8 protein-coding genes are annotated in these 8,963 nt (G+C 50.9%); 4 read left to right on the top strand and 4 right to left on the bottom strand.

What is annotated here, in order from left to right:
- Window positions 1-162: 162 nt before the first annotated feature.
- Together DL239_RS18750 and DL239_RS18745 are read right to left on the bottom strand one after the other, a co-directional pair.
- Entirely contained in the window at window positions 163-1,275 is a 1,113-nt protein-coding gene (locus DL239_RS18750) for an AAA family ATPase (protein WP_206188528.1), read from the bottom strand.
- Between the two features lie 83 nt (window positions 1,276-1,358).
- Entirely contained in the window at window positions 1,359-1,556 is a 198-nt protein-coding gene (locus tag DL239_RS18745; protein WP_167685631.1) for a hypothetical protein, read from the bottom strand.
- 102 nt (window positions 1,557-1,658) lie between these two features.
- Between DL239_RS18745 and DL239_RS18740 the strand changes: the two genes are divergently transcribed.
- The 3 genes from DL239_RS18740 to DL239_RS18730 all read left to right on the top strand — a co-directional run bounded on the left by DL239_RS18740 (window position 1,659) and on the right by DL239_RS18730 (window position 5,411).
- Window positions 1,659-2,102, top strand: coding sequence for a GIY-YIG nuclease family protein (locus DL239_RS18740; protein ID WP_240932003.1), 444 nt, complete (start codon window positions 1,659-1,661; stop codon window positions 2,100-2,102).
- Between the two features lie 10 nt (window positions 2,103-2,112).
- Entirely contained in the window at window positions 2,113-3,258 is a 1,146-nt protein-coding gene (locus DL239_RS18735) for a lysozyme inhibitor LprI family protein (protein WP_167685629.1), read from the top strand.
- Between the two features lie 599 nt (window positions 3,259-3,857).
- The gene (locus tag DL239_RS18730) at window positions 3,858-5,411 is read left to right on the top strand and encodes a trimethylamine methyltransferase family protein (RefSeq protein ID WP_167685628.1); all 1,554 of its coding nucleotides are present in this window, start codon (window positions 3,858-3,860) and stop codon (window positions 5,409-5,411) included.
- A 100-nt stretch (window positions 5,412-5,511) separates the two neighbouring features.
- Here the strand turns inward: DL239_RS18730 and aroB are convergent, their stop codons facing one another.
- Both aroB and DL239_RS18720 read right to left on the bottom strand, forming a co-directional pair.
- Complete coding sequence (gene aroB / locus DL239_RS18725) at window positions 5,512-6,621, bottom strand: 3-dehydroquinate synthase (RefSeq protein WP_167685627.1); 1,110 nt, start codon at window positions 6,619-6,621, stop codon at window positions 5,512-5,514.
- The gene (locus tag DL239_RS18720) at window positions 6,621-7,211 is read right to left on the bottom strand and encodes a shikimate kinase (protein WP_167685626.1); all 591 of its coding nucleotides are present in this window, start codon (window positions 7,209-7,211) and stop codon (window positions 6,621-6,623) included. Before DL239_RS18720 ends, aroB begins: the two co-directional genes overlap by 1 nt.
- Window positions 7,212-7,432: 221 nt before the next feature.
- Here DL239_RS18720 and DL239_RS18715 point away from each other — a divergent pair, with 221 nt between their 5' ends.
- Window positions 7,433-8,962, top strand: coding sequence for a hypothetical protein (locus tag DL239_RS18715; protein WP_167685625.1), 1,530 nt, complete (start codon window positions 7,433-7,435; stop codon window positions 8,960-8,962).
- Window position 8,963: the final 1 nt, after the last annotated feature.

Genomic DNA, 8,963 nt, shown 5'->3' with positions numbered 1-8,963 from the left:
ACAGGCAACGCGCCGCATAATCAAACCAACCAGATGAGCCAAACTCTCACTTAGTTTAGGCCGCCTTTGGACCCAAAAACTCTGCCGACGCACAGCTAGTTTCTTGGCTGACCTCGTATTTAGTACGGATCTGGAAACGGGGTTTAGGATAGCCATTGAGTGTCACAATCCGAGTATCGTGGAGACAACATCTGCGAGCGGATCGTCCTGTTTCAAGTCGATTCTCAATGCTCTCAAATGTTCTTTTTTTGAGACAAATTCTGCGCTGGCCTCTTCACCTTTTGCTATGTGAGACAAGCAAGAATTTATGACTTTTGTGACTTCTGGCGACCTAGCAGAAAATAGATGGAACTGGTCCCTTAAGACGGTGTCGCTAGACCGACCGTAAATATTGACTTTAGTCCAAGTTTGATCATTTGGAAGGTCGCAAAGGTAAACGTTACCATTAGAAAGGCTACTCGCTACTAGAGGGGAATGAGTAGCAATAACCAATGTTGAGCCGCTATGGATTTCCTGCATCGCTTGAGATAAATCCCTCGCAATCCGAAGCTGCCAAGAAGGGTGGAGCGAATTTTCTGGTTCATCAAAAAATGCGACAGACTTTGCTGCGCCGCAAAAAACAATTCCAAGCAACGATAAAATGTACTGTTTTTCTCCGGAACTCAAGTCAGGCAGGCCAAGATACTGGCCTGATTTCTCAAAACTCATGTCGGACAGCAATAGGTCTCCTTTCTCTACGTGATGCAATAAATTCGATGCCTCAACTTCTAGTTGGTAAGGGTCCGAAAGGTCGATGGAATACTCGGTCTCAACTGTGTCAATGACGGCTCCTTTTCGACCTTTTCCATACCTGAACTTCAACTTCACATTTGTCCCTAGATTTATCCGCGAGAGAAGGTGCGACAAAAAATCCGATTTCCGATATGCTGGATTGGAAGGATTAAGCATGGAGCGCAGTAGTACTCGAAAAGGCGCGATGTCCGATATCATGTTGTTGTTAACTTTGTTTCCCAGGTACACGATACTCTCGTCATCCAATGATTTACTCATGTAAATCTGTCTAGGGTACTTGTCGTGCATGGTGCCAGCCATGCAAAGTAGGCGGGAAAACTTAGATCGACCGTTAAGCAACTCTTCTGAAATTTGTGTAGTGGAGTGGTTGAAAAACCTAGATTTTCCAGCACCGTTTTTCCCAGTTACTATATGCGTAGCACCCGGCTGAAGGTCACCCAATAGCCGAGAAAATGAGTAGTTGTCCTGTCCACTTGATGGCATAGTCTCGCTTCATCCTTGGTCACAAGTTAATGTAATTTTTGAACTGCCAGAACGGGCTCAGCAAGATAATTGCAAGGCCAACTTCAAAAATCAGGCAACCAATCGCCGGAGGAGCTGTCAAATTTCAGAGAAGTAACAGGTCCGCCGCCGGCTGGAGTTATTTTGACTGAAACCTTATCTGAGATTTTGGCGCGGGCGACCACCTTGGCCTTGGCATCATTGAGGCTGGTGCAACGGACGATTTCATCATCGCCGAACGTCAGTAGTACAAGGTCAGTCATGGTCGACTCCATTTAGATCACAGCAGGTCGGCCGCATCTTGGCAAATACAACCACTAATAGCTACTAGCTACATGTCCTGTCCGGAACTAAACAACGGCAAAATGGACCGCCGACCTTTTGTCTGCAATAAATTATTAGAAATGGCACATATTATCTCAAACATTGGATCCTTCGGCGAGGATGTCATCAAAATTGGCATGACCCGTCGCCTTGAGCCATATGATAGGGTGCGTGAGCTGGGAGATGCGAGCGTGCCATTCCTGTTTGATACGCACGCAATGATCTACAGCGAAGATGCCCCTGCACTGGAGAACACCCTGCATGCCGAGTACGAAGATCGTCGAATTAGCGCCGCCAATATCCGCAAGGAGTTCTTCCGGGTAACTGTCGATGAAGTTGAAGAGGCCGTTACTCGCTTGGCGCCAGATGCTGAGTTCTTCAGTGATTTTGAGACTCAAGAATTTTACGAGACTATCTCTAAAAGAAAAGAGGAGGCAGAGCGCATAGATGAAGCAGCGGCTGCTGAATTTCCGGATGAGATCTAGGATGGCCTTGATGGCTTTGAGAATATTGGCGCACACTTGGTGTTTCTTGATGGGCATTTACCTGATTGCTCAGGGCAGTGCTGCGGCTGAATTCGATATAGCTGATGGCCTTGTGCCAGGGCAGAAGTTGATCGTTATCCGCGGTCAGATCCAAACTGGCGACGACGCCGTTTTTTACAAACTTGCCCAACAAGCAGAGCGGGCCTCCGTAGCGTTGGAATCTTCTGGCGGAGATGTCGACACTGAGATCTCTATAGGGGCTGAGATTGCCATACGTGGATTTACAACGCTAGTGCTGGATGGCGAAGGCTGCCACTCAATATGTGCTGTAATTTGGGTTTCCGGCGTTCGCAGATACATGTCCCCTAACGCAGATATAAGTGTTCATGCTGCATACCGATTGGTGAACAACTTAGACGGCAGTTTGGAGGTGCCCGAATCCGGAATGGCAAACGCCATGATCGGTGCCTTCCTCAACGAGGTTGGACTGAGCCGACAAGCCATAGAGTATTTTACTGCTGCCAGGCCAAACGAACCGCTCTTACCGATCACCCCCGAAATTGCACAAGCTCTCGATATCGATGTGCACATACAGGATGGATTTGACGTCACCACAGCGGCAGAGAGGCCGACACCGCGACGTATCACACGCCAGGTTGTCGAATACTTTGGTTTGGCAAATAACTGCGGGAACTTGTTCCGTGTTGATGAACGGTTTTGGAGATCACAGGCAGAATACACATTAAAGGATGGCCATAACGTGTTTGGCGGAGAGGCCTTCGCCCCTCTATTAGGTGAATACACATCAAGAGTGAAAGCAGAGCTGGAACGAGATGGTTTTGTTCGCTGGTGCCTTATGGGAGAGGCTAACCTTCGAGCTGATGGCCTTTCTACTGGCCTAACAGGTCCAAGCTATGACTGCGCAAAGTCAACAACTCTCACCGAATATGCGATTTGTTCTTCCAAGGATTTGTGGGCAATGGATAGGGCAATGGCAAACTTATATTTCTACTTTCGCCGGAATTCCGATGCCCAAAGGTCAACCGAATTTCTTTCTTCGCAAAGAGGTTGGCTCAAGAGAAGGGACGCATGCGGACAACATGTGAAATGCCTGATCGAGAGGTACTCATCCAGACTTTTTGATTTTGGAGTGTAATCTGAATCCCTCAAAGTTAGCTTAGCGTTTTCAATTAAGTTCGATGCGTAACTCCGAAGGTGAGCATTGAAGATCACGCAGCCTGAATTCGAAAGTGTTGATTTTTGTAAGCTTGACCATGACAGACGTATTCTCAGGCCATAAACCGACCAAATCTGCAAAATTTGTAGATTTTCGAAGTGCGGGATCAAAACTTAACACAGTTAAATAAAGACCTTAAGGCACTCACTCACACAGCCTCTCCGACGTTTTTGTTACCATTACCGTTCTGAGATTGACCAAATAGCATAGGTAAACTCTGTTCTGTTTCACCAATCAAAACAAAGGGCTGGCATTTGCCAGCCCTTTGTTGTTCGCAACTGGGATAGAGTCCATGGCTGAAATTCTTGTCGCATTTTTCATCTTCGTCGCAAATAGAACAGTTTGCGATTTTGCCTTTGGCATTCTGATCTCAATGAGATTGGAGCAACCATGCAGAAAGAACAGTGCTATATCAGCCTGATCTACCGCACGATTGGCGCGGCCCGTGGTCGCGCAGCCAGAGGTCGGCCTGTTCGGATCTGAAACCCTTCAGATCCATTCAAAAAACAGGCTTTGCTATGAACACCCAACCAAAACCCGCCACCCGCGCCGCCCGCAGCGGAGGCCGCGCGGCGCGGCGTGCCGCCCGTGCGGCCCCTGTCGCTGACCATCTTCGTTCGGTTTACCCGGGTATGGAGGGGGGCACACTCAAACCGCTTACCCAAGATGATATGGAACGTATCCATCAATCTGCGTTGACCGCCCTAGAAACCATCGGACTTGCTGATGCTCCACAAAGTGGCATTGACTACCTGACCAATGCTGGATGCATTTTAGGGAGTGACGGCCGTATCCGGTTCCCAAGAGCATTGGTTGAAGACACAATTGCCAAGGCCAATCGTTCTGTCACTTTGTTTAGTCGCGATGGAAAAACCGATCTCGAACTATCAGGCAACCGGGTCCACTACGGCACTGCCGGTGCAGCAGTCAGCATGGTCGACGTACACGGGCGTGAATACCGTGACTCTACAGTTCAGGACCTTCACGATGCCGCCCGGATAGCAGATAGCCTAAACAATATTCATTTCCTCCAGCGACCAATGATCTGTCGCGACATACCTGACAACCGTGAGATGGACCTGAACTCTATCTATGCCACCACATCCGGCACAACCAAACATGTGGGTGTGTCATTCACCGAGCCGGGATTTGTCGATGACGCAATTGAAATGCTTCACATAATAGCTGGCGGCGAAGACAAATGGCGAGACCGTCCGTTTGTGTCGAACACCAACTGCTTTGTCGTGCCGCCTATGAAGTTCGCGACCGAGAGCTGTGAGGTCATGGAAAAATGCATCATCGGAGGAATGCCCGTTCTGTTGCTGTCGGCAGGTATGGCGGGGGCAACGGCGCCATCAACCATTGCAGGCGCAATTGTTCAAGCCTGTGCCGAATGTCTGGCCGGTCTAGTTTATGTCAATGCAGTCAAACCCGGTGCGCCGGCAATTTTTGGCACGTGGCCATTTGGTCTAGATTTAAGAACAGGATCAATGTCTGTAGGCTCGGGCGAGCAAGCCCTGCTGTCGGCTGGCTGTGCCCAGATGCACAAATTTTATGGCATACCCGGAGGCGCTGCGGCTGGTGCGTCCGACTCCAAGCTACCGGACATGCAGGCTGGCTGGGAACAGATGTGCTCGGCCGTGATGGCAGGCCTGTCCGGGCTTAACATGGTATATGAAGCGGCGGGAATGCACGCGTCCTTACTGGGATTCTGCCATGAATCTTTGATCCTTAGCGACGATTTAATTGGGCAAGCGCTTCGGTGTGTTCGTGGCATAGAAGTGAGTGACGAAACAATGGCTGTAGATCAGATCCGCGAAACATGTATTGGCGGACCCGGTCACTATCTTGGCACCAGCCAAACACTAAGCCGCATGCAGGTCGACTATGTCTATCCTAGTCTTGGTGACCGAAGCTCGCCTAAGGAATGGGAAGAAAAGGAAAAGCCGGATCTGGTGCAAAGAGCGACAGCCCGCAAAGAAAAAATTCTAAGCACGCGCTCTGCCGCTCGATTTGATGCTGAAACTGACAAGATCTTGAGAACCAAATTCAACATACACCTGCCCAGCTAGGCACTGGGGTAGCAGAAACTAAGTCATTGTCTTGCCTGCTACCTTTAAAGCTAAGCCCTTGATGAGAACGGAGTGTGAAACTTTTGGTTTCACCTTCAACTCATTTGGCCAGCGCATCTTTCAAGACGCTGAGAACTGTGTCCGAAGGAACATCGCCAGTCACAAAGGCATCGCCAATATTTCGAGCTAGGATAAACGTTAGCTGACCATCGACGACCTTTTTGTCCTGCCCCATCAAGTCAACCAGCTCTTCAGCAGAGGGAAGTTCACCGGAAATGTCCGAGAGATCAGTTTTCATCCCCATTTCTTTCAGGTGTGCCCTCACTCGGCTCGGGTCCTCCTGACTGCAAAGTCCCAACCGAGCTGATAGTTCAAAGGCAAGAGCGCAGCCGATGGCGACACCTTCACCATGAAGTAGTCGATCTGAATATCCAGTTGCCGCCTCAAGGGCGTGACAGAAGGTATGGCCAAGGTTCAGCAACGCCCGATCGCCCTGCTCGGTCTCGTCGCGTGCAACAATGTCAGCCTTCATCTGGACCGACCGAGTTACGGCTTCGACCCGTGCTGCCATATCGCCGTCAGCCAAAAGTGGTCCGTTTTTCTCAAGCCAAGTGAAAAACTCGGAATCACCCAACATGCCGTATTTCACGACCTCGCCGTAACCGGCAAGGAAATCGCGGGCCGTTAGCGTGCCTAGGACAAAAGTGTCAGCCAGAACCAAGGATGGCTGGTGAAACGCCCCAATCAGGTTTTTCCCCTGAGGCGCATTAATACCCGTCTTACCGCCAACGGAACTGTCAACCTGCGCCAATAGTGAGGTCGGGATTTGAACAAATCGCACGCCACGACGCAAAACAGCGGCTGCAAATCCAACCAAATCGCCAATGACCCCACCGCCAAAAGCAACAACAACATCGCCGCGTTCGACTTTTTGATCCAGCAACCATTCAACCGTCCGGCTGAATTGAGGCCAGCCCTTGGTGGCCTCGCCTGGGGGCAGGGACAAAGCCGTCATTTCAATTTCCGCAGCGGCTAAACCCGCACGCAGTGTTTCCAAGTGCAGTTCCGCAACGGTTTCATCGCTTACCACCACCACACGACGCCGCTTCAGTAGTGGAACAATCCGCTCACCCGCCTGCGCCAACAGACCCGGGCCGATCACCACATCATACGAACGATCACCAAGATCTACGTGTACAGTATTTTCCATTATGTCCATTCCAATACATCGGGCCGATTTTTCAGCGCCTGAAGCGCCCGATCTACCATTTCCTCAATTGTAACTTGCCCATCCGAGGGCACATGCAAATCAGCTTTGGCATACATGGGCACGCGCGCGTCATACAACTCGCTCAACGTTTTACGGGGGTTGTCGGTCCGCAATAACGGCCGGGTATTGCGATGTTTGACCCGGTTCCATGTCACTTCCAGGTCAGCTTGCAGCCAAACCGAAACGCCATTTTCTTTTATGATTTCCCGGTTCTCTTCGGATAAGAACGCGCCGCCGCCGGTTGACAGAACGCCCCGTTCCTCGGCCAGCAACCGAGAGATCACTTGGCTTTCTTTCTTTCGAAAATACTCGACACCGTCACGTTCAAATATCTCTGGTATTGTCATGTTGGCAGCGGCCTCGATCTCGTGGTCGCTGTCAAGAAATGGGACATCAAGACGCGCGGCCAGTGCGCGGCCTACTGCGGTCTTGCCTGCCCCCATCATCCCAACCATCACAATGGTCTTTTTCAGAATCCCAGGCTTAGGAGTGGCGGCTTCGACATCTTGTTTTTGCTCATTTTCGCTCATTCTTGTGTGAATGACGTGATCTTGTCGAAAAGGCTATATATAACTTGAGCAAAACACCAAGACGAAGGGCAGAGGATACTCCATGGGGCGCATTATCAAATACTTGATTATTGTTTTAATTCTGAGCGTTATAGGACTAATCGCATATGCATATGTTGGCCCGTGGTTTGGAGCAGATTTTAGCGCCCCAACCACAGAAGTTAGAAAACCGGTGGTATTAGATGCCAATTAAGCAGGCCTTCCTGTCTTCAGTCGCATGGCTATGCCTTTCCGGTGTCGTCCATGCAACTGACCCCTTGTCCGCCATTAGCTGGCTGCAACAGCCGGTACCAGATTCCACGTTGCCGGGAATTGTGTTGCTGGAGCCACCAGTCGCGGGGACAACACTGCAGCCCAAAATTGTGGTTACACCTTTGGAAAAACTGTTGGTGCCGGTTGGTTTAGTCCCCCCCTCGGCCACCGGTTTGCCGGTCGACTTATGGAAGGGCAGTAGCTCAGAAACCTTGTCGCGTTTAATTGGCCAAGTCGTAGTTTTGGACAGTCCAGCAATGCAATCCTTGTTGTTCACATTGCTTCTATCCGAAACCCGCCCCCCGAGTGGGTCGAGTGATGAATTCCTTCTAGCACGCCTAGACCGCCTGATGGAACTAGGCGCTACTGACCCAGCCCAAGCCCTAGCCGAGCAGGCAGGACCAGCCAAGAACCTTGAGCGTTTTCAACGTTGGTTTGACGCGACACTGCTTACCGGGGACGAGGACCGGTCTTGTGCGGCCCTGACCGCTAAGCCCTACTTATCACCAGAATACTCAGCTCGTATTTTCTGTGCCGCCCGTCGGGGGGACTGGCAAACCGCCGCGCTAACGCTGGAAGCGACACATGCGTTGGAGTTGTTGCCTAAACAGGAACTTGATCTGCTAGATCGATTTTTAAGCCCGGATGTCTTTGAACTGGCGCCGCCACTTCCCAGGCCTCAGGATCCTGAGCCTTTGACCTTCCGGTTGTTTGAGACAATAGGCGAGCGCATGTCCACTGCCCCTCTGCCACGGGCCTTTGCCTCTGCAGATCTACGCGATATCGCGGGCTGGAAGGCTCAATTGGAAGCAGCCGAACGGTTAACCCGTATTGGCGCCCTAAATCCAAACCAACTATTGGGGCTTTATACAGACCGGCTCCCTGCTGCGTCAGGCGGCATCTGGGATCGGGTTGCCGCGCTTCAGCAGTTTGAAACAGCGTTGAACACCGAGAGTGTTGATGCCGTAGCAAAAACACTGCCCTTGGTGTGGCAAGCGATGGGCGAAGCCCGGATCGAGGTTGCCTTTGCCGACTTATTCTCTGAACAGATCGCCGCTGTTCCCCTAACCGGCGACACCGCTGAGCTGGCATGGTATATTCGTTTGTTGTCACCGTCATATGCTTCAACTGCAGTTTCGATTCCAAAAGACAGTCGAAAGAACCGTTTTTTGTCCGCTTTGGCCCAAGGAAAACCCAACAGTGTCTCGGCTACAACTGACTTGGAGCAAGCGATTGGAGAGGGATTCGATACTGAGGCTCAGCTGCCAAAAGACATGCAGATCCTTTTGGATAGTGGTCAGTTAGGCGAGGCAATTCTGCGCAGCATGCAGATGTTTGAACAAGGTGCCACTGGAAACCTATCTGACCTGAGTGCTGCCCTGATTACGTTCCGCGCGGTTGGACTAGAGGATACCGCCCGCCGTGCGGCTTTGCAGTTGATATTGCTGGAAAGGACGTAAG

This window comes from Parasedimentitalea denitrificans, from assembly GCF_011813015.1.
Classification (GTDB): Bacteria; Pseudomonadota; Alphaproteobacteria; order Rhodobacterales; family Rhodobacteraceae; genus Parasedimentitalea; species Parasedimentitalea denitrificans.
This window is presented reverse-complemented; position numbering and strand designations above follow the sequence as displayed.

Excerpts from the sequence above, each read along its gene's own strand:
- DL239_RS18750 (WP_206188528.1), bottom strand. The coding sequence starts at position 1,275 with ATGCCATCAAGTGGACAGGACAACTACTCATTTTCTCGGCTATTGGGT.
- DL239_RS18745 (WP_167685631.1), bottom strand. The coding sequence starts at position 1,556 with ATGACTGACCTTGTACTACTGACGTTCGGCGATGATGAAATCGTCCGT.
- DL239_RS18740 (WP_240932003.1), top strand. The coding sequence starts at position 1,659 with ATGGACCGCCGACCTTTTGTCTGCAATAAATTATTAGAAATGGCACAT.
- DL239_RS18735 (WP_167685629.1), top strand. The coding sequence starts at position 2,113 with ATGGCTTTGAGAATATTGGCGCACACTTGGTGTTTCTTGATGGGCATT.
- DL239_RS18730 (WP_167685628.1), top strand. The coding sequence starts at position 3,858 with ATGAACACCCAACCAAAACCCGCCACCCGCGCCGCCCGCAGCGGAGGC.
- aroB (WP_167685627.1), bottom strand. The coding sequence starts at position 6,621 with ATGGAAAATACTGTACACGTAGATCTTGGTGATCGTTCGTATGATGTG.
- DL239_RS18720 (WP_167685626.1), bottom strand. The coding sequence starts at position 7,211 with ATGAGCGAAAATGAGCAAAAACAAGATGTCGAAGCCGCCACTCCTAAG.
- DL239_RS18715 (WP_167685625.1), top strand. The coding sequence starts at position 7,433 with ATGCCAATTAAGCAGGCCTTCCTGTCTTCAGTCGCATGGCTATGCCTT.